Source organism: Streptomyces stoeckheimensis (assembly GCF_045822005.1).
GTDB classification, from domain to species: Bacteria; Actinomycetota; Actinomycetes; order Streptomycetales; family Streptomycetaceae; genus Streptomyces; species Streptomyces stoeckheimensis.
This window is the reverse complement of sequence record NZ_CP169550.1, coordinates 7,765,548-7,783,698: the sequence shown is the minus strand read 5'-3', so window position 1 is coordinate 7,783,698 and position 18,151 is coordinate 7,765,548. Positions and strand designations below refer to the sequence as shown.

The window sequence follows — 18,151 nt, the reverse complement described above, 5'->3', positions numbered from 1 at the left end:
CCGGGACGCACTGAGCCTGCGGCAGACCGCGGCCCCGCCCATCGGGCGGGGCCGCGGTCCTGCGCCGGGGGTGCGGGCGTCAGTTCGGGTTCTCCGCGTGGGTCAGCGTCTCCCACGCCTCGAAGTGGTTCTCGGTGCCGGCCGGGCGGCGGCCCTCGGTGAGCCGGCGGGTGTTCTCCATCGTGACGCCGAGCCGGGTGTGCAGGGCGTTGTAGCCGACCTCCGTGGCCGGACCCAAGCCCTTGGTGAGGCTCCCGCCGCACAGCCAGGAGGGCACGGCCTCACCGAGTTCGTACTTGGCGTGGAAGCCCAGCGCGTGCCGGAACCGGTCCTTGAACTCCGGGTACAGGTCGCGCCCTTGGATGCGCGAGGTCTCGGCCACGTGCAGGGCCGCCGCGATGCCCATGCCGGTGTGGCCGAAGTCCCGGCAGGTCTCCTGCGCCAGACCGTCCACGAAGGTGCTCTGGCCGTGCCAGTAGTCGATCAGCTCGCTCCTCGTGTCGATGGTGGAGCGCGGCGGGTACTTCGGCTGCGGCCCGTCGGAGGCCAGGTAGAAGTAGGCGGGCACCCGGCCGAGGTAGATCGCCAGCGCCTTGTCGTAGCTCGCGCGGTCGTCGAGGTGGACCGAGATGCCGACGGCGGCGTCCATCATGATCAGTTCCCAGTTGCCGTTGCTGTTCGGCTTCCCGCCGATCACCTCGGGCAGGTAGACGTCGCGCAGCATCATGGCGAAGCGCCCCTGGTTGGGCCAGCCGCCGGTGTAGGTGTGCTTGACGATCTCGGCGGCGCGCGGCCAGGTGGAGCCCGCCCAGCCGCTCTGCAGCGGGGCGTTGCTGTTGGTGTGGTCCTTGATCCGCGCGGACCAGGCGTCCATCAGCTCGATCGACTTCTTCGCGTACCGGGCGTCGCGGGTGATGTACCAGGCGAGCGCGTCGGTGTACGCGGCTATGGCGTCCTCCCGCTCGTCGGAGCAGCCGAGGTTGGGGTTGGAGTAGGAGCCGCATTCGACGATCTCGCGCGGCTTGGGCGTCCGGGACAGCGACCCGTACCGGCTCGCGAGCATGTCGTCGAAGGCCGCTTTCCACGGCTGCTGCCCGGCCTGCACCTTGGCCCGTACGAAGTCCAGTTGGGCGCGGCTGTTCAGGACTCCGGGATGGGCGAAGGCCGTGGGGGCGGCGGCGAGTGCGGCAGGGGTGTTCGGAGTGTCGGGGGTGACGGCGGCAGAGGTGGGGGCGAGGGTCAGCGCCGCGACCAGGCCGAGGGCCGCGGCGAGCAGCCCGGCGGGGACTCCGTAACGCATGAAGCGCCTTCCGGTCGGAGGTCGGAGGTGGGGGGTCCGTTGGGGTCCGTTGGGGTCCGTTGGGGTCCGTGCGGGTCCGTTGGGGTCCGTGGGGGGATCCTGCGGCCGAAGATACTCATGCGCATGCCAAGCCGACAACGATGTCAGACAGGAAAGTTTCCTATTGACCGAAAACCGCGATCCTTTCGCCCTACACCTGTATGGCGTAACCTCGCACCCCTCTGCCACGTCACCTGGCGAAAGGGGCCGGAATGCCGGGGCTCGGGCGGTACTTGGCCGCCGCACTGGCGGCGCGCTTCGCCTCCGAGGGCATGGGCATGGCCGTCGTGCTGCTCGCCCTGGAGCGGACCGGGAGCGCCGCCCACGGCGCGTTCGTCCTGACCGCCTGGCTGGCTCCGCACGTGCTCGCGGCTCCCCTCGCGGGCGCCGCCGCGGCCAGGTCGCGCCGGCCCCGCCTCTTCCACGTGGGCACCCTGGCGGGATTCACCACGGCCGTGGCGGCAATGGCGTTCCTGCTCGGGCGGGCTCCGACACCGGTGGTGCTCGCGGTGGCGGTCCTCGGCGGCTCCTGCGGGCCGATGGTGACGGGCGGGCTGTCGAGCCTGGTGGCGGGGCTGGTCCCGCCGGGTCCCGCGCGGGACCGGGCGTACGGCTGGGACGCGTCGACCTACAACGGCGCCGCGGTCACCGCTCCGGCGGCCGTCAGCCTGGTCGCGGCCTTCGGCTCGGCCGGGCCGGCGATGGTCCTCCTCGCGGCTTCCGGCGCACTGGCCGCGGCCCTGGCGGCGACGCTCCCCTACGCGAACCCCGGCCCGGGGCCCGCCCCGGGCGCACCCCGGGCCGGGCTGGGTTCCGGACTGGCCGCCCTGTGGCGGGTCCGGGAGCTGCGGGCCGTCACCTCGGCCACGACCCTGGCCTTCGTGGGCATCGGGGCACTCACCACCACCGCGGTGCTCCTGGCCACCACGCTCGGCAGCCCGGGAGGCGGCGGGGTGCTCATGACCGCCTTCGCCCTGGGCGCCCTGACCGGCTCCCTGACCCTGGGCCGGATCACGTCCGTGCCGCCGGGCCGGCTGGCCCGCTGGGCCATGGCGGCGACCGGGGTGGCGCTGACGGCTGCCGCGTTCACCCCGTCCGTCACCCTCACGGCGGTGGCGTTCGCGGCCGCCGGGGTGTGCGACGGCCCGCTGCTGACGGCCACCCTGCGCATCCGCTCGGAGTTCGCACCCGAGGAGGCCCGGACCCAGGTGTTCACCCTCGGTGCCGGACTGAAGGTGACGGCCGCGTCGACGGGCGCCGCGCTCGTGGGGCTCGCCGCCGCCGCACCGCCCTGGATCCTGGTGCTCGCGATCGCCGCCCTGCAACTGGCAGCGGCCCTGCTGCACACCGCCGTGGCGGCGCACGGCCCCGCCCGGGCGGCGGACCCGGGCAGGGTCGCAGCCAGAGCGCGTGCCAGGCGTCGCGCGGCAGACGGGAGTTTGACGACAGGCCCTAGAGCGCCGTCGGCAGGTTCCGCCACAACTGCGCCCGGTCCACGGACTCCCGAAGCGCCTTGAGCGGGGCCGGGTGCGCGGCCGCGTACAGCCCGGGGTAGTCGATCTCGCCGAGCTCCGGGCGGACGGGGAAGGCGAGTTGTTCGTGGTCCAGGGTGAACTGCGCGTCCACGCCCGGCTTGTTGCCCCGGGGGTCCACCCGGGACCAGCCCTCGCTGCCGGGCAGGCGCAGCGCGACGAGGCCGTGGAGGACGAGGTTCGATCCGTCGTCGTCGCCCAGGAGCTGGTAGCAGAGGCCGGCCGGGATGCCCCGGTTGCGCAGCAGCGCGGTCAGCGCGTGGGATTTGGCGTAGCAGATGCCGTTGCGCGTCGCCAGGACGTCGGAGGCGCGCCAGGAGACGCGGTCGTCCCCGGAGTCGGCGGAGTGCGGGATGGTGTCGCGGACGAACTCGAAGGCCGCCTTGGCGTATGAATATGCGTCGCCCGTGGCCGTCCACAGGGCGTCGGCGGTCTCGTCGACCAGCGGATGATCGTGGTCGACCACGTCATCGGCGGCCAGATAGGCGGTAACGTCGGAATGCTCCTGGATCAGTTCCATGATCCAGGAGCATACTCATGCATCCGACTGCATGCCTATAGATTTATGCCGCTAGCGTGCGAGCTCTTCCTTCAATGCCTGGAGGAAGCCGTCCACGTCCTCTTCCTGGGTGTCGTAGCTGCACATCCACCGGACGTCGCCCGCGATCTCGTCCCAGAAGTAGAAGCGGTAGCGCTCCTGCAGCCGCCGCGAGACCTCGTGCGGCAGCCGCGCGAACACGGCGTTCGCCTGCACCGGGTAGAGGATCTCCACCCCGTCCGTCTCGCGCACCCCGGCCGCCAGCCGCTGCGCCATCGCGTTGGCGTGGCGGGCGTTGCGCAGCCACAGGTCCTTCGCGAGGAGCGCTTCGAGCTGCACCGACACGAAGCGCATCTTGGAGGCGAGCTGCATCGACATCTTGCGGATGTGCTTCATCTGCCGGACGGAGTCCGGGTTCAGCACGACGACGGCCTCGCCGGCCATCATCCCGTTCTTGGTGCCGCCGTAGGACAGCACGTCCACGCCGACCGCGTTGGTGAAGCTGCGCATCGGCACGTCGAGCGAGGCCGCGGCATTGGCGATCCGGGCGCCGTCGAGGTGGACCTTCATCCCCTTGGCGTGCGCGTGCTCGCAGATGGCACGGATCTCGTCCACGGTGTAGACCGTGCCGAGCTCGGTGTTCTGGGTGATCGAGACGACCTGCGGCATCGCCCGGTGCTCGTCCTCCCAGCCCCAGGCCTGCCGGTCGATGAGCTCGGGGGTGAGCTTGCCGTCCGGGGTGGGGACGGTGAGCAGCTTGAGGCCCGCCATCCGCTCGGGCGCACCGCCCTCGTCGACGTTGACGTGCGCCGACTCGGCGCAGATCACCGCGCCCCAGCGGTCGGTGAGTGCCTGCAGGGCGGTCACGTTGGCGCCGGTGCCGTTGAAGACCGGGTAGGCCTCGGCGTGCGGGCCGAAGTGGCCGCGGAAGACCTGCTGCAGGTGCTCGGTGTACTCGTCGTCGCCGTAGGAGACCTGGTGGCCCCCGTTGGCGAGCGCGATGGCCGCGAGGATCTCCGGGTGCACCCCGGCGTAGTTGTCGCTCGCGAAACCGCGTACCGCCGGGTCGTGGTGCCGGCGGGCGTCGGTCTTCGCCGCGGACTTGCGTATCGCGGTCTTCACGACACCGGTCTTCACGGTTGGGGGGTGAGCCACAGGCGCTGTCCGTTCACATCGGTGGCGGGCCGCTCCCAGACGCCGGCGATGGCCTCGGCCAGCTCCTTGACGTCGGTGAAGCCCGCGAACTTCGCAGTGGGACGCTCGGCGCGCATCGCGTCGTGCACCAATGCCTTGATCACCAGGATCGCAGCCGCGGCGCCCGGACCGTCCTCGCCACCCGCCTTGCGGAAGGAATCCGCCATCGCGAGCGTCCAGGCCTCGGCCGCCGCCTTGCCCGCGTTGTACGCGGCGTTGTTGGCGACCGGCTTGTGCGCACCGGACTGGCTGACCAGGACGTAGCGGCCGCGGTCGCTGCGCAGCAGTCCGTCGTGGAAGGCGAGCGAAGTGTGCTGGACCGTGCGGATGAGGAGCTTCTCCAGGAAGGCCCAGTCCGCGAGGTCGGTGTCCGTGAAGGTGGTGCTGCCGCGCCAGCCGCCGACGAGGTGGACCAGGCCGTCGATGCGGCCGAACTCCTTCTCGGTCTGGTCGGCCCAGGCCTTGGTGGCGTCCAGGTCGAGCAGGTCGACGGTGTCACCGGTGATGGTGGCGCCGCCGTGGGCGTAGCGCGCGGCGTCCACCGCTTCCGCGAGGCGGGCCGCGTCGGCGTCGGAGGCGACGACCACGGCTCCCGCCTCGGCGAGGCGGAGCAGGGTGGCGCGGCCCGCGGGCCCGCCGGCCCCCGCCACCGCCACTACCGCCCCGTGGAGCTTCCCGTTTCCGTTACCGGAGCCGTTCATCTGTGCAGCCTCCTGTGGGCGAGCGCTCACGCGGCTACCCGCGCAGCGGTCTCGCGGTCCGCGGCGTTCCCTGCCGTGATGCCCTTGGTCGAGGCGATCACGCCCTTGAGCTTCTTGGCCAGGGCCTCATAGAACATGCTCAGCGGAAACTCGTCCGGAAGCACGTCGTCCACGAGCTTGCGCGGCGGCTGCGTCAGGTCCAGGGCGTCGGGGCCCTTGGCCCACTTGGACCCCGGGTGGGGGGCGAGGTACTCGGCGACCAGGTCGTACGCCTTAAACCAGTGGACGAGCTTCGGGCGGTCGATGCCGGCCCGGTAGAGGTCCTCGATCTCGGCACACAGCTGGTTGGTGACCTGCGGGGCGCGCATCCAGTCGATCTTCAGCTTGTTGTCCGTCCAGCGCACGACGTCGTGCTTGTGGAGGTACGCGAAGAGGAGCTGGCCGCCGAGGCCGTCGTAGTTCCGGGTGCGGTCGCCGGACACCGGGAAGCGGAACATCCGGTCGAAGAGGACGGCGTACTGCACGTCGCGGCCGTGCTCGTTGCCCTCGGACTCCAGCTTCACGGCCTCCTTGAAGGCAGTGAGGTCGCAGCGCAGCTCCTCCAGGCCGTACATCCAGAACGGCTGGCGCTGCTTGATCATGAAGGGGTCGAACGGCAGGTCGCCGTGGCTGTGGGTGCGGTCGTGGACCATGTCCCACAGGACGAAGGCCTTCTCGCAGCGCTCCTGGTCCTCGACCATCCGGGCGATGTCCTCGGGCAGCTCGATGCCCAGGATGTCCACGGCGGCCTCGGTGACCTTGCGGTAGCGGGCGGCCTCGCGGTCGCAGAAGATCCCGCCCCAGGTGAAGCGCTCGGGGGCCTCGCGCACCGCGATGGTCTCCGGGAAGAGCACGGCGGAGTGCGTGTCGTAGCCCGGGGTGAAGTCCTCGAAGGTGATGCCGAGGAAGAGCGGGTTGTCGTACCGGGTGCGCTCCAGCTCGGAGAGCCACTCGGGCCACACCATCTTCAGCACGACGGCTTCGAGGTTGCGGTCCGGGTTGCCGTTCTGCGTGTACATCGGGAAGACCACGAGGTGCTGGAGCCCGTCGGCGCGCTCGGCGGCCGGGGCGAAGGCCAGCAGGGAGTCGAGGAAGTCGGGCACGCCGAAGCCGCCGTCGGCCCACTTGCGCAGGTCGCCGACGAGGGCGCGGTGGTAAGCGGCTGCGTGCGGGAGCAGCGGCGACAGCGCCTCAATGCCCTCGATCACGCGCTCGACCGCGGCCGGGGCGGCTTCGCGGATGTGCGAGCCCTCGCTCTCGAAGTCGATCGAGCCGTCGGCCGACTGCCAGGGCCGGATCTCCTCCACGGCGGCCTTGAGCTCGGGCCACGCCGGGTGGTCGACCACCCGTACACCAGCGGTCGTCACGGCACCGCCGATGCCCGGCACAAGAGTTTCCGTCATGTCACTTCCTCCACAGGAGAACCTCACGTCGGCACAGCGTAAACGGGTGAGGCTCTCCCACTCAAGAGGAGATCCGGGAAATTATCCTGCGTCACCCCCCATTTCACCGAAAGTCTTCCCGTTCGTATGCGCGGAGTCGATGACTCCGCCCAGTCGCGCCAAGGCGTGACGGGCCTCGGGGAGCACCCCGGCGAGCGCGAGGAACCCGTGGAACATTCCGGGGTGCGAGTCAAGGGCCGAACGGACCCCGGCCCCGAGCAGCCGGTGGTGGTACGCCACCCCCTCGTCCCGCAGCGGATCGCAGCCGGCGACCACCACGTACGCGGGCGGCAGCCCTCGCGGGTCCCCGGCGAGCGGGGAGGCCAGCGGATCGCCGCCGTCGCCGCCGGGGCCGAGGTACTGCTCCCAGAACCAGCGCAGGTGCGCCGCGGTCAGGAAGTAGCCCTCGGCGTTGCTCCGATAGGACCCGGTGTCCCGGGCGGCGTCCAGGCACGGGTAGATCAGCACCTGGAGCGCGACGGCCGGGCCCCCGCGGTCGCGCGCCAGCCGGCAGGAGGCGGCGGCGAGGTTCCCGCCGGCGCTGTCGCCCACCACGACCAGGGCGCCCGGGTCCCCGCCGAGCTCGTCGAGGTGTGCGCCGGCCCAGCACAGGGCGGCGTAGGCGTCGTGGACGGCGGCGGGGAAGCGGGCCTCGGGCGCCCGCCGGTAGTCCACGGAGACCAGGACGGCGCCGGAGGCCCGGCAGAGCGCCCGCGCGGTGGCGTCGTAGCTGTCGAGGTCGCCCAGGACCCAGCCGCCGCCGTGGCAGAACACCACGGTCGGCCGGGAGCCCGGCCACCGCTCCGGTTCGGGGTAGTAGACGCGCACGGGGACCGGCGGCGCCCCGGCCGGCCCGGGGACCTCCCGGTCCTCCACGGCGCCCACGACGGCCGGCCGGGCCGTCGAGGGCACGGCGGCGAGGATCCGGCGGGCCTCGTCGGCGTCGGTGACCCGCCCCCCGAGGTCGGGGAAGAGGGAGGCCAGCGCGTCGACGTAGGGCCGGGCGGCGGGATCGAGGCGGTCGGCCCCGCCAGCCCGGTCGGCCCCGTCGGCCCCGCCAGCCCGGTCAGCCCCGCCAGCCCCGTCGGCCCCGTCGGCCCCGTCCGCCGCAACAACCCCAGCAGTCACATCCGTCATGGCGGCGCCCCCTACGCCCGCTGGTTCGCGAAGTGCGGGATGACCTTCTCGCCCCACTGCCGCAGGGTCTCCAGGCAGGCCTCCTGCGGCACGGTGCCCATCTGGATCAAGCACATGATCTCGTCGGCCCCCGCCTCCCGCAGCCGCTCCACGTACGCGATCGCCTCGTCGGCGCTCCCGTAGGCGTGGTCCGCGTTGAAGGTGGCCGTGGCGGTGGGCCGCACCGGGATGTCCTGCTCGTGCAGCCGGGCCACCACCTGCTCGGCCGCCCTGCGCATCTCCGCCCGCTCGTCGGCGCCCGCGACCACCGCCTCGTCCGGCACCCCCGCCCCGCCGTACCAGTGGCCGATGGACTGCGCGAAGAACCGCTGCCCCCGGATCCCGATCCGGCGGGCCTCGTCGGGGTCGTCGAGCACGATCGTCGGGCAGAGCACCGAGAAGTGGTCGTTGACGGCCGTCGAGACGAAGCGGCCGCCGTCCCGGCCGGCGATCGCGGCGTCGTAGACCGAGCGCATCCCCGCGATGGACTCGGGCCCGGCGAATCCCATCACCAACGCCCCCACGCCCAGTTCCGCGGCCTGCACCAGGGTCTCGGCCCGGCTGCACGCGAGGAACAGCGGCGGATGGGGCCACTGGCTCGGCCGCGGCAGGATGGGGTGCGGATCGATGTCGATGAGCTCCCCGTGGTACTCCAGCTCCTCCTCCTGCCACGCCTTCCCGATGATCCGCAGCGCCTCCTCCACCTCCGCCGTGGTGCGGTCCTTGTCCACCCCGCACAGCGAGGTCTCCTGCACGGTGCCGCCCCGCCCGGCCCCGAGGTCGACCCGCCCGCCGGACAGCAGGTCGAGCATCGCGGCCCGCTCGGCGACCCGGACGGGGTGGTTGAAGGCGAAGGGCATGCACACGACTCCGTGCCCGATGCGTATGGTGTTGGTCCGGGCCGCCACCCAGGTCAGGAAGATCTCGGGAGCGGACATATGGGCGTACCACTTCAAGGAGTGGTGCTCCACGGCCCAGATCCGGTCGAACCCCATCTGCTCGGCGAGCACGGCCTGCTCGACGCAGTCCCGGATGACCTGGTGCTCCCGTTCCACGGTCGGGTCGGCGAGCTGAGCTTCGAAGATCACGGAGAATTTCACGGTGCCTCCAGGGTTGCGTCCCGTACCCGGTCTCACTTCAATTCGGAATATGACTAGTAGTCAGAAGCCGAAGAAGCAAGAGCTTCCACCGACCGCGTGGGCGGTACTCGGCCTGCTGTCCTTCCCCGGGGAGCGGACCGCTACGAGCTGAAGAAGTGGGCGGACTCCTCGCTGCGCTTCTTCTACTGGTCCCCGGCCATCAGCCAGATCTACGCCGAACTGCGCCGCCTGGAGGAGCTCGGCTACGCGGCCTCCGTGCGCTCGGGGCCCGAAGAGGCGCGGGCCAAGCGCCGCTACGGCATCACCCCCGCCGGGCGCGAGGCACTGGCCGGCTGGGCCTCCGACGCCTCCGAGGCGGGCCCCCCGGTGCTCAAGCACGGTCTGCTGCTGCGGGTCTGGCTCGGGCACCTGGCCGAGCCGGAGCGGCTGCGCGGGATGGTGACGGAGCATCTGGAGCGCACCACCGAGGAGTTGGCCTCCGTACGGGAGGCCATGGCGCACGCGGCCACCGAGCCGGACTGGGCGTTCCCGGTCCTCGCCCTGCGCTGGAGCGAGCGACAGCACCTGGCCGAACTGGAGCTGACCCGGGCGCTGCTGGCGGACCTGGACGGGCTGGACGGGCAGGACGGGCAGGAACGTCAAGCCGGTGGGGACGCGCCCACCACCGGGTGACCACGCACGCCGCGCCGGGCGCTCCCCAGCCCCCGGCAACCCCGTCGGGAAGCGGCCGGACGGCGTTGCGGAGCCCCTGCAAAGGCGGTTTCATCGCATGCGGGGCGCACTAGCATGCGCCTCACATCGCGCGCGGCCGGTCGGGACACCGCGACCGCGCGGGGAGCCGCCGTCGACGGAAGGATGAGAACCTTGACTTTCCTCACCATCGGGCACCGCGGGGTCATGGGTGTCGAACCGGAGAACACCTTGCGCTCGTTCGTCCGCGCGGAACGTTCCGGCATGGACGTCGTCGCGCTGGACGTGCGGCTCAGCAAGGACGGCGCCCTCGTCGTCCTGCACGACGCCGAGGTGGACCGGACCACCGACGGTTCGGGAGCCGTGGCCGATCTGACCCTGGCCGAACTGCGCGAGCTGGACGCCGGAGAGGGCGAGCACGTGCCGGTCCTGGACGAGGTCGTCGACGCGGTCCGCGCCCCGCTCCGGATCCAGGTCCACGACCTCGCCGCCGTCGGGACCTTCGCGGAGCTGCTGCTGCGCCGCGATCTGACCGGCCGGGTGGAAGTGGCGTCCTTCCGCGACGAGGTGCTCGTGGAGGCGGCCCGGCTGGTGCCGGGCGTACGGACCGTGCTCTACGCGAACCAGACCCCGGCCGACGCCGGGGAGGTCGTCGCCCGGGCCGCCCTGGCGGGCGCGGAGACGGTGGCCCTCAACATCGGCCACCTCACCCTGCACACCGTGGAGGCGGCGCACGAGGCCGGGCTGCGCGTGACGGGATGGACGGTCAACACGCTGGAGCGGCTGCGGCTGGCGCGGGCCCTCGAACTCGACGGCGTGCTCACCGACTTCCCCGAGATCCGCTCCACGGGCCGCTTCACCGCCTGAGGACCGCGCACGGCGGACGGCGGGTCGGGCGGCACACCGCCCCGTCCGCCGCCACGGCCGCCGCCGCGACTACAGCGTCTTGACGAGCAGTTCGAAAGCCAGGTCGTCGCGGAGCGGAACGCCGAACCGCTCGTCCCCGTAGGGGAAGGGGCTCAACTCGCCGGTGCGCTCGTAACCGCGGCGCACGTAGAAGGCGATGAGCTCCTCCCGTACGGTGATCACGGTCATCCGCATCTCCTTGGCCGCCCACTGTTCGCGGGCGCGGCGCTCCGCCTCCAGCATGACCGCCTTGCCCAGCCCGTCGCCCTGCCGGCCGGGGCGGACCGCGAACAGGCCGAAGTAGACGTGATCACCGCGGTGCTCGAGGTGGCAGCAGGAGACGATCTCGCCGTCGCGCTCCGCCACGAGGAGCAGGCCCGCGGGCTGCGCGGCGATCCGGGCCGCCACGTCCTCGGCGTCGGTCCGCTGACCGTCCAGGAAGTCCGCCTCGGTGGTCCAGCCCCCGCGGCTCGAGTCTCCCCGGTACGCCGATTCCACGAGCGCCACGATCGCCGGGACGTCCCCCTCCACGGCACTGCGGTAGGTCAAGGCGTGGGGGGCGGCGCTCGGCATCGAGGGCTCCGTTCTGCGCGAGGTCTGGGACGTGCGTCTTCCGGTTGTCCCACAGAGCCTAACCGCGCCCGGCGTGATGGCCGTGTGAAGGGGGCATCTCTTCCGGTGAAGCCGACGAACCGGGAGGTTCCGCCGTGCACGGTCCCGCCACGTCCCTCTCCACCTCCGTCTCCGCCTGGCTCCTCGTCCTGCTCTGTGCGGTGAGCGGGGCGTACTGTCTGCGGCGCGCGGGGAGAGCCGGCGGCGGACCGGCGGCCGGGGAGGCGGCGATGGGGTTCGGCATGGCCCTGATGGCGGTGCCGCTGCGGTTGGGCGGCGACTGGCAGGCGCCCGTGCTCGGCGCGGTCTTCTGCGCGGCGGCGCTGCACGCGATGTGGCTGCTGCGCGGCGGTCCGCACCACGCGCACCATCTGGTGGGCTCGCTGACCATGGTCTACATGGCGCTGGCCGCCGGTACCGGCGCGGGCGCCTCACCGGGGTCCGCCGGCCACGCCCACGGGCAGGGCGCCGGGCTGCCGCTCCTCACCGGCCTGCTGCTCCTCTACTACGCCGGGTACGTGGTGCTGGGCGGCGCCCGGCTGGTCACCGTCGGCGCCGCGGGGGCCACCGGAGCGCCCGCAGGACCGGCGGAAGTGATCCGGGCCTGCCGACTGGCCATGGGAATGGGGATGTTGGCGATGCTGCTCACGATGTGAGGACGCCGGCGGGGCAAACGTGTCCTGCGTCACCCTTGGCCCGGACCATACCCGCAGGTAGTCGCACGCTCCTAGGCTGAGGCCCATGATGGTCCCCGCCGTTCTCCTGCTGCTCGGCGCCCTGACCGCGGTGCTCGCACCCCGCCTGCTGGCCCGGGCCCAATGGCCCGAGCACGAACCCGTCGTGGCCCTGTGGGTGTGGCAGTGCGTGGTCGGCGCCGTCCTGCTGTGCTTCGCGCTGTCGATGCTGCTGAGCGCGGCCGCCGCCTGGCAGGCCGTACGGGGCAGGCTGTTCGCCCCGGCTCCGAACGGCGTGGTCGACGCCTACGCGCTGGACGCCGCGGGCGGGCTCTGGGCCGCGGGAACCGCCGTCGCGCTGGCGGGCGGCGGGCTGTGGACCGGAGCGATGCTCGCCCGGGAGATCCTGCGGGCTCGCGCCCGGCGGCGGGCACAGGGCGCCGAACTGCTGCTGCGGGCCCCGCTGTTGCCCGGGGAGCAGGCCACCGGGGCGCGGCTCGTGGTGCTGGAGGGGCGGCGGCCCGACAGCTGGTGGCTGCCGGGTCCGGTCCCGCAGCTGGTGGTCACGACGGCGGCGCTGGGCCGGCTCAAGGGGAGTCAGCTGGACGCCGTACTGGCCCACGAGCAGGGGCACGCGGCGGCCCGGCACGACTGGCTGCTGCACTGCTCGCGGGCGCTGTCCGGGGGGTTCCCGCAGGTCCCGGTCTTCGCCGCGTTCGAGGCGCAGATGCACCGGCTGGTGGAGCTGGCGGCCGACGACGTGGCCTCGCGCCGGTACGGGCGCCTGACCACGGCCCTGGCCCTGATCGGCCTGAACGAGGACCGCGGGGTCTTCGGCCCGTCCCCCGCGCCGCATGCGCACGTCCCCGAACGGGTCCGGCGGCTGCTGGCGGCGGCGCCGCGCCTGTCGGCGGTGCGCCGGATGCGGCTGACGGCCCTGGCGCTGCTGGCTCCGGCGGTTCCGGTGCTGGTGGCCTTCGGGCCGGGGCTCAGCGCGCTGAGCTAGGCCTCTCTTTCTCCGTCCCTCTCGCCGTCCCTTTCGCCGTCCCTATCGGATCGCGGGGCAGTCGCCCTTACGGGGCATCGACGCCGCCGGATGCGAGGATCGGCGGATGCGGAACGCCCACGTACGGTTGCAGACCTCACGAGCGTGCGCGCTGTTCGCCGTGGCGCTCGCCGCGCTCGCAGCGATCGTGCTGACGGTCCTGGTGGCCATCGGCTGGGCTCCGCTGCTGTCCTTCGACGGCCGGATCGCGCGGAATCTGCACTCCTACGCCGTCTCCCACCCCGGGGTCACCGGGCTGGTGCGGGTGCTCAGCGACTGGGTCTGGGACCCGTGGACCATGCGGGCCCTGGCGGGTGCTGCCTGCCTGTTGCTGTGGTGGCGGGGCAACGGCCGGTGCGCGCTGCGGATCGCCCTGGCCACCCTCGCGGCCTCGGCGGTGAGCCAGGGGCTGAAGGTCTGGGTGGGACGGGAGCGGCCGGTATGGCCGGATCCCGTCGTCTCCGCGGACTACGCCGCCTATCCGTCGGGGCACGCCATGACGGCGATGGTGGTCTGCGGCTTGCTCGTGTGGCTGGTCGCGCGCGGGCCGGCCCGGCCGTTCTCCGACCGGGTCTCCCGCTCGCCCTCCCGCCCGCTCCCCCACCCGGACTCCCGCCCGCCCGGGCGGTCACGCGCGGCCGTGGCGCTGCTCCTGGCCACGGTCTCGGTCCTCGGGGTCGGCTTCACCCGGATCTACCTGGGCGTCCACTGGTTCTCGGACGTCCTGGGGGGCTGGCTGCTCGGTGCGGTGATCGTGGCGCTCGCGGTCTCGGACGGTGCCTGCTCTGGGCGATCCCCCGTGTCGCCCAGAGCAGGCGGTCCGGCGCGCTGAGTATACTGGCCGCGAGCCAGTCAACGCAGGAGCAAGCATGTCCCCGCGCAGCGCATCGGTCAATGAAGAATTGCGCAGGCGTTCCCGGGAGCGGCTGCTGCACGCCACGGTCGAGCTCGTCGGGGAGCGCGGCTTCGAGGCCACCACCCTCGGCGACATCGCCGACCGGGCGGGAGCAGCCCGCGGTCTGGTGTCCTACTACTTCCCGGGCAAGCGCCAGCTGCTGCAGTCCGCCGTGCACCGGCTGATGCACCTCACGCTGGAGGCGGCGCTGGAGCGGGAGCCCCGGCCGGCCGGACCCGACGCGGGCAGGGAGCGCCTGGCCCGGGCGATCGACGCGATCCTCGGGCTGGCCATGGACCGGCCGCGGCTGATGCGGACCCACATGGCGGGGATCCTGCAGGCGGAGGGTTTCGTCCAGTGCGCCGAGCAGCAGCGGCTCGCGGAGCTGCTGCGGGACACCGTCGGCCGATACGGATCGGCGGACGTGGACACCGACTATCCGCTGCTGCGGGCGCTGCTGATGGGCGCGGTGGTGGCGGTGCTGCTGCCGGGCGCTCCGATGCCGGCCGCCCGGCTGCGGGCCGAGCTGTTCCAGCGCTACGGGCTGGACTGGGAGCTGGGTGTTCCGCCGGACGGTGGACCGCCCGGCGGAACGTTTCCCTCTCCGCGTCAGCGGTAGTCGGGCTGGGTCTGCACGTTGAGCCGGTCCAGCCACACCCACTTGGCACTGTCGGTGCGCCAGTCGTCGAGCCGCAGCACGTCGAGGCCCTTGACGATGTCGTTCGAGTAGATGTGCCCGTTGTAGTAGTACGCGGACCAGGAGCCGCCGAGGCCGAGCTTGTCGGTGGTCAGCGGGCCCCGCTCGAAGTAGGCGATCTCCTTCGGGCTGGTGGAATCGGTGAACTCCCAGACGGAGATGCCGCCCTGGTACCAGGCCTGGACCATGATGTCGCGGCCGCCGCCGACCGGGATCAGCGAGCCGTTGTGGGCCACGCAGTTCTCGGTGTCGGCCTGCATCCGCGGGATCTTGAAGTAGCTCTTGAAGACGAGCTTGCGCTGGTCGCCGCGGCCGGTGATCTCGTAGATGCCGTCGGCTCCCCGGGTGGGGCCGGTGGCCTCGTTGCAGGTGGCGCCGCCACCGCCGCCCAGCTCGTCGGTGAACACCACCTTGTTCGCCCGCTCGTTGAAGGTGGCCGAGTGCCAGAACGCGAAGTTCACGTTGTCCTGGACCCGGTCGATGACGCGCGGTTCCTCGGGCTTGCTGATGTCGAAGAGGATGCCGTCGCCCATGCAGGCGCCGGCGGCGAGGTCCTTGGAGGGCAGCACGGTGATGTCGTGGCAGCCCGTGGTCTTGGAGACGCCCGGGTTGGTGGGCCCGCCCGGGTTGCCGCCGTCCGGGAAGAGGATCGGGAAGGCCACGACCGCGGCCTGTGTCGGGTTCTTCTTGGGGACCTTCACGACCGAGATGCCGTCGTGCGGCGGCTTGCAGTCGGGGAAGGCGTCGTTCGGGTTGTACGAGGAAACGTAGAGGTACGCGTTCCGGCCGCCCGGCACCAGCGTGTGGGTGTGGGAGCCGCACGGGGTCTCGACGGACTTGATGTACTTGGGGTTCTTCTTGTCCTTGATGTCGAAGATCTTGATGCCCTCCCACGAGGACTTCTCCGTGGCGGGCTGCGAGACGCTGTTGCAGGAGTCGTCGCTGCGCGAGGAGTCGGTGGACAGGAAGAGCAGGTCACCGTCTACCGATATGTCGTTCTGCCCGCCGGGGCAGAGCACTTCGGTGACCTTCTTCGGCGCCTTGGGGTTGCCGATGTCGTAGATCACGAAGCCGTTGTAGTTGCCCGCGTAGGCGTACTTGCCCTGGAACGCCATGTCGGAGTTGATCTGGTTCGGGTCGGTGCTCGGGATGTTGGCCAAGGGTTTGATGTTCCGGCTGTGGACGATCTCGTCCTGGCCGGGTATCTCGCCGGGGGCCAACTCCCGTCCCGCGCCGGCCGCGGTGGCGGCGCTCTGCGGCGCGCCCACGCCCGGGAGCAGGTCGCCCGGGTCGGGGGTGGCGGCCGCGGGTCCGGCCGCCAGTAACGTGGTGAGGAGTCCGGCCGCGGCTGCGGCCACTCCCAGGGATCTGCGCCGCGCTCTGCTGGTGTGCATCGAGGTCACTGTGCCCTCCCATGGGTCCGATCGGTTCCGCCCGTGGTGGGAACGGAACGCGGACCCCGGCAGTATGGTCCTTTGCATGGACATGGCGAAAGTCTCACTCGGGCGAATCGTCGGAGCGGCCCTGACCCTCGGGCTCCTGCTCCCCCTCGCCGGCTGCACGGACGGCGGCGGCGCGGACGGCGCGGCGGACGGCAAGGCGGCGGTGATCGCCCCCGGCAGACCCGGCGAGAAGGCGCGCACCATCTCCCCCGAACAAGCGGCCCGGGAGCTGCCCGACGACAGCCCCAACGCGGCGGACCGAGCGTACGTGCGGAACATGATCGAACACCACGGGCAGGCCCTGACCATGAGTGCGCTGGCCCCCGACCGGGCCTCCGCCGAGGGGGTCAAGCGGCTCGCCGATCGCATCGCGGCCGCGCAGAAGCCCGAGATCGGCGCGATGGAGGGATGGGTGGCCCGCAACCCGGCACCCACCGCCGCCCCGGGAGGCCATGACCACGCGGCGATGCCCGGCATGGCCACCGAGCAACAGCTGGGGCAGCTGGCCGCGGCCAGGGGGCCGGAGTTCGACCGGCTCTTCCTCACCCTGATGACCGCCCACCACGAGGGCGCCCTGAAGATGACCGGCGAGGTCCTGGCCGCCGGCAACAACGCCGCCGTGGAGGAGATGGCCAACGAGGTGGCGGCCACGCAGAGCGCCGAGATCCACCGGATGCGCGCGATGGGCTGACGGCCCCGGCACCCGGTGTCATGCTGGGAACACCTGCGGGAGGAGCTCCGCCGTGCTTCGTATCGCCGTCGTCGGATCGGGCCCCAGCGGGGTCTACGCCGCACAGACACTCGTACAGCAGCGTGAGGTGCCGGGGATCCGGGTCGACGTGTTCGACCGGCTGCCGGCTCCGTACGGGCTCGTGCGCTACGGGGTGGCCCCCGACCACGAGAAGATCAAGTCTCTTCAGGGCAGCCTGCGCACCGTGCTGGAGGACGAGCGGATCCGCTTCCTCGGGAACGTCGAGGTCGGCGGGGACGCCCTGTCCACCGCCCGGCTGCTGGAGCTGTACCACGCGGTGGTCTACTGCGTCGGCGCGGCCCGGGACCGGATGCTCGGCATCCCCGGCGAGGACCTCGCCGGGGTGCATTCCGCCACGGCCTTCGTCTCCTGGTACAGCGGCCATCCGGACGCCGCGGCCGAGGCCTTCGGGCTGCCCGGGGTGGATGCGGCGATCGTGGTCGGCGCCGGGAACGTGGCGGTCGACGTCACGCGGATCCTGGCCCGGGGCGTACCGGAGCTGGCCCCCACCGACATGCCGCAGCCGGCCCTGGGGGCGCTCGGCGCCAGCGGGGTGCGCGCGATCCACATGGTGGCCCGGCGCGGGCCCTCCCAGGGCAAGTTCACCACCAAGGAGCTGCGCGAGCTGGGCACCCTGCCGGGCGTCGACGCACTGGCCGACCCGGCGGAACTGGCCCTCGACCCGGCGTACGCGGACCCGGGCGCGGCCCTGCCGGCCGTGAACCGGCGCAACGTGGAGGTGCTGCGCGGCTGGGCGGCGGCTCCGGCGAGCGGCGGGGACCGGCGGATCGCGCTGCGGTTCTTCCTGCGCCCGGTGGAAGTGCTCGGCGGGCCGGACGGCCGGGTCACCGGGATGCGGTTCGAGCGGACGGCCCCCGACGGCCTGGGCGGGGTCACCGGCACGGGGGTCTACGAGGACGTCCCGGCCCAGCTGGTGCTGCGCTCGGTGGGGTACCAGGGCGTCCCGCTGGACGGGCTGCCCTTCGACGAGCGGCGCGGTACCGTCCCGCACGCGGCGGGCCGGGTGCTCCGGGAGGGCCGCGCCTCCGTCGGCGAGTACGTGGCGGGCTGGATCAAGCGCGGCCCGACCGGGGTCATCGGCACCAACCGGCCCTGTGCGAAGGAGACGGCCTCCTCCCTGCTCCAGGACGCGGGGGCGCTGGCCCGGCGCGACCGGGAGCGGGACCCGCTGGAGGCCCTGCGCGAGGCCGGGCTGCGACCCGTCCGGTGGCCGGGGTGGCTGGCCATCGAGACGGCGGAGGCGGAGCTGGGGCGGTCCCTGGGCCGGCGTTCCGTCAAGATCCCGGACTGGGAGGGCCTGCTGGCGGCGGCGGGCGGCACCGACTGACGCGCCGGGGCGCGCACGCCTCAGCCGTCG

At 72.5% G+C, this 18,151-nt stretch carries 18 protein-coding genes; 9 read left to right on the top strand and 9 right to left on the bottom strand.

Translation table 11 applies throughout. From position 1 onward, the window contains the following. Nucleotides 1–79: 79 nt before the first annotated feature. A complete protein-coding gene (locus ACE1OC_RS35360; RefSeq protein WP_407840413.1) occupies nucleotides 80–1,300 on the bottom strand; it encodes an alginate lyase family protein in 1,221 nt (406 codons plus the stop codon). Between the two features lie 251 nt (nucleotides 1,301–1,551). Here ACE1OC_RS35360 and ACE1OC_RS35355 point away from each other — a divergent pair, with 251 nt between their 5' ends. Continuing rightward, nucleotides 1,552–2,856: an MFS transporter gene (locus tag ACE1OC_RS35355; RefSeq protein WP_407840412.1), complete on the top strand. Its 1,305-nt coding sequence runs from the start codon at nucleotides 1,552–1,554 to the stop codon at nucleotides 2,854–2,856. On the opposite strand, the gene ACE1OC_RS35350 is transcribed toward ACE1OC_RS35355, so the two are convergent. The 6 genes from ACE1OC_RS35350 to ACE1OC_RS35325 all read right to left on the bottom strand — a co-directional run bounded on the left by ACE1OC_RS35350 (nucleotide 2,792) and on the right by ACE1OC_RS35325 (nucleotide 9,061). Next, nucleotides 2,792–3,391, bottom strand: coding sequence for a transglutaminase-like domain-containing protein (locus ACE1OC_RS35350; RefSeq protein WP_407840411.1), 600 nt, complete (start codon nucleotides 3,389–3,391; stop codon nucleotides 2,792–2,794). The genes ACE1OC_RS35355 and ACE1OC_RS35350 overlap by 65 nt on opposite strands. A 51-nt stretch (nucleotides 3,392–3,442) precedes the next feature. Beyond that, complete coding sequence (locus tag ACE1OC_RS35345) at nucleotides 3,443–4,546, bottom strand: threonine aldolase family protein (RefSeq protein WP_407840410.1); 1,104 nt, start codon at nucleotides 4,544–4,546, stop codon at nucleotides 3,443–3,445. Next, the gene (locus ACE1OC_RS35340; RefSeq protein WP_250738887.1) at nucleotides 4,543–5,304 is read right to left on the bottom strand and encodes an SDR family NAD(P)-dependent oxidoreductase; all 762 of its coding nucleotides are present in this window, start codon (nucleotides 5,302–5,304) and stop codon (nucleotides 4,543–4,545) included. The genes ACE1OC_RS35345 and ACE1OC_RS35340 overlap by 4 nt, the downstream gene beginning before the upstream one ends. A gap of 26 nt (nucleotides 5,305–5,330) precedes the next feature. After that, nucleotides 5,331–6,746 carry a DUF6421 family protein gene (locus ACE1OC_RS35335; RefSeq protein ID WP_407840409.1) on the bottom strand — a complete coding sequence of 472 codons (1,416 nt, stop codon included), beginning with the start codon at nucleotides 6,744–6,746 and terminating at the stop codon, nucleotides 5,331–5,333. Between the two features lie 81 nt (nucleotides 6,747–6,827). After that, entirely contained in the window at nucleotides 6,828–7,922 is a 1,095-nt protein-coding gene (locus tag ACE1OC_RS35330) for an alpha/beta hydrolase (RefSeq protein WP_407840408.1), read from the bottom strand. 11 nt (nucleotides 7,923–7,933) lie between these two features. Continuing rightward, nucleotides 7,934–9,061 carry an LLM class flavin-dependent oxidoreductase gene (locus tag ACE1OC_RS35325; RefSeq protein WP_407840407.1) on the bottom strand — a complete coding sequence of 376 codons (1,128 nt, stop codon included), beginning with the start codon at nucleotides 9,059–9,061 and terminating at the stop codon, nucleotides 7,934–7,936. 96 nt (nucleotides 9,062–9,157) lie between these two features. Here ACE1OC_RS35325 and ACE1OC_RS35320 point away from each other — a divergent pair, with 96 nt between their 5' ends. Together ACE1OC_RS35320 and ACE1OC_RS35315 are read left to right on the top strand one after the other, a co-directional pair. Beyond that, nucleotides 9,158–9,733, top strand: a complete 576-nt coding sequence (locus ACE1OC_RS35320; protein WP_407840406.1) for a PadR family transcriptional regulator — start codon at nucleotides 9,158–9,160, stop codon at nucleotides 9,731–9,733. A gap of 192 nt (nucleotides 9,734–9,925) precedes the next feature. Continuing rightward, nucleotides 9,926–10,618 (top strand): glycerophosphodiester phosphodiesterase, encoded by a 693-nt coding sequence (locus tag ACE1OC_RS35315; RefSeq protein WP_407840405.1) that lies wholly within the window; start codon nucleotides 9,926–9,928, stop codon nucleotides 10,616–10,618. Nucleotides 10,619–10,687: 69 nt separating this feature from the next. Here the strand turns inward: ACE1OC_RS35315 and ACE1OC_RS35310 are convergent, their stop codons facing one another. Further along, a complete protein-coding gene (locus tag ACE1OC_RS35310) occupies nucleotides 10,688–11,230 on the bottom strand; it encodes a GNAT family N-acetyltransferase (RefSeq protein WP_407840404.1) in 543 nt (180 codons plus the stop codon). 134 nt (nucleotides 11,231–11,364) lie between these two features. On the opposite strand from ACE1OC_RS35310, the gene ACE1OC_RS35305 reads away from it, so the two are divergent. The 4 genes from ACE1OC_RS35305 (at nucleotide 11,365) to ACE1OC_RS35290 (ending at nucleotide 14,502) form a co-directional block, all read left to right on the top strand. After that, on the top strand, nucleotides 11,365–11,925 hold the full coding sequence (locus tag ACE1OC_RS35305) for a DUF5134 domain-containing protein (protein WP_407840403.1): 561 nt from the start codon (nucleotides 11,365–11,367) through the stop codon (nucleotides 11,923–11,925). An 85-nt stretch (nucleotides 11,926–12,010) separates the two neighbouring features. Beyond that, on the top strand, nucleotides 12,011–12,949 hold the full coding sequence (locus ACE1OC_RS35300) for a M56 family metallopeptidase (protein ID WP_407840402.1): 939 nt from the start codon (nucleotides 12,011–12,013) through the stop codon (nucleotides 12,947–12,949). A gap of 106 nt (nucleotides 12,950–13,055) precedes the next feature. Continuing rightward, nucleotides 13,056–13,820, top strand: a complete 765-nt coding sequence (locus ACE1OC_RS35295) for a phosphatase PAP2 family protein (RefSeq protein WP_407840401.1) — start codon at nucleotides 13,056–13,058, stop codon at nucleotides 13,818–13,820. Nucleotides 13,821–13,857: 37 nt separating this feature from the next. Continuing rightward, the gene (locus ACE1OC_RS35290; RefSeq protein WP_407840400.1) at nucleotides 13,858–14,502 is read left to right on the top strand and encodes a TetR/AcrR family transcriptional regulator; all 645 of its coding nucleotides are present in this window, start codon (nucleotides 13,858–13,860) and stop codon (nucleotides 14,500–14,502) included. Here the strand turns inward: ACE1OC_RS35290 and ACE1OC_RS35285 are convergent. Beyond that, entirely contained in the window at nucleotides 14,493–15,974 is a 1,482-nt protein-coding gene (locus ACE1OC_RS35285; protein ID WP_407840399.1) for an LVIVD repeat-containing protein, read from the bottom strand. The genes ACE1OC_RS35290 and ACE1OC_RS35285 overlap by 10 nt on opposite strands. Nucleotides 15,975–16,059: 85 nt before the next feature. Here ACE1OC_RS35285 and ACE1OC_RS35280 point away from each other — a divergent pair, with 85 nt between their 5' ends. Together ACE1OC_RS35280 and ACE1OC_RS35275 are read left to right on the top strand one after the other, a co-directional pair. Further along, complete coding sequence (locus ACE1OC_RS35280) at nucleotides 16,060–16,713, top strand: DUF305 domain-containing protein (protein ID WP_407840398.1); 654 nt, start codon at nucleotides 16,060–16,062, stop codon at nucleotides 16,711–16,713. A 52-nt stretch (nucleotides 16,714–16,765) separates the two neighbouring features. Continuing rightward, the gene (locus tag ACE1OC_RS35275; RefSeq protein WP_407840397.1) at nucleotides 16,766–18,121 is read left to right on the top strand and encodes an FAD-dependent oxidoreductase; all 1,356 of its coding nucleotides are present in this window, start codon (nucleotides 16,766–16,768) and stop codon (nucleotides 18,119–18,121) included. Nucleotides 18,122–18,151: the final 30 nt, after the last annotated feature.

Excerpts from the sequence above, each read along its gene's own strand:
- ACE1OC_RS35310 (WP_407840404.1), bottom strand. The coding sequence starts at position 11,230 with ATGCCGAGCGCCGCCCCCCACGCCTTGACCTACCGCAGTGCCGTGGAG.
- ACE1OC_RS35280 (WP_407840398.1), top strand. The coding sequence starts at position 16,060 with ATGGACATGGCGAAAGTCTCACTCGGGCGAATCGTCGGAGCGGCCCTG.
- ACE1OC_RS35285 (WP_407840399.1), bottom strand. The coding sequence starts at position 15,974 with ATGCACACCAGCAGAGCGCGGCGCAGATCCCTGGGAGTGGCCGCAGCC.
- ACE1OC_RS35335 (WP_407840409.1), bottom strand. The coding sequence starts at position 6,746 with ATGACGGAAACTCTTGTGCCGGGCATCGGCGGTGCCGTGACGACCGCT.
- ACE1OC_RS35360 (WP_407840413.1), bottom strand. The coding sequence starts at position 1,300 with ATGCGTTACGGAGTCCCCGCCGGGCTGCTCGCCGCGGCCCTCGGCCTG.
- ACE1OC_RS35330 (WP_407840408.1), bottom strand. The coding sequence starts at position 7,922 with ATGACGGATGTGACTGCTGGGGTTGTTGCGGCGGACGGGGCCGACGGG.
- ACE1OC_RS35290 (WP_407840400.1), top strand. The coding sequence starts at position 13,858 with ATGTCCCCGCGCAGCGCATCGGTCAATGAAGAATTGCGCAGGCGTTCC.
- ACE1OC_RS35350 (WP_407840411.1), bottom strand. The coding sequence starts at position 3,391 with ATGGAACTGATCCAGGAGCATTCCGACGTTACCGCCTATCTGGCCGCC.
- ACE1OC_RS35355 (WP_407840412.1), top strand. The coding sequence starts at position 1,552 with ATGCCGGGGCTCGGGCGGTACTTGGCCGCCGCACTGGCGGCGCGCTTC.
- ACE1OC_RS35295 (WP_407840401.1), top strand. The coding sequence starts at position 13,056 with ATGCGGAACGCCCACGTACGGTTGCAGACCTCACGAGCGTGCGCGCTG.
- ACE1OC_RS35300 (WP_407840402.1), top strand. The coding sequence starts at position 12,011 with ATGATGGTCCCCGCCGTTCTCCTGCTGCTCGGCGCCCTGACCGCGGTG.
- ACE1OC_RS35340 (WP_250738887.1), bottom strand. The coding sequence starts at position 5,304 with ATGAACGGCTCCGGTAACGGAAACGGGAAGCTCCACGGGGCGGTAGTG.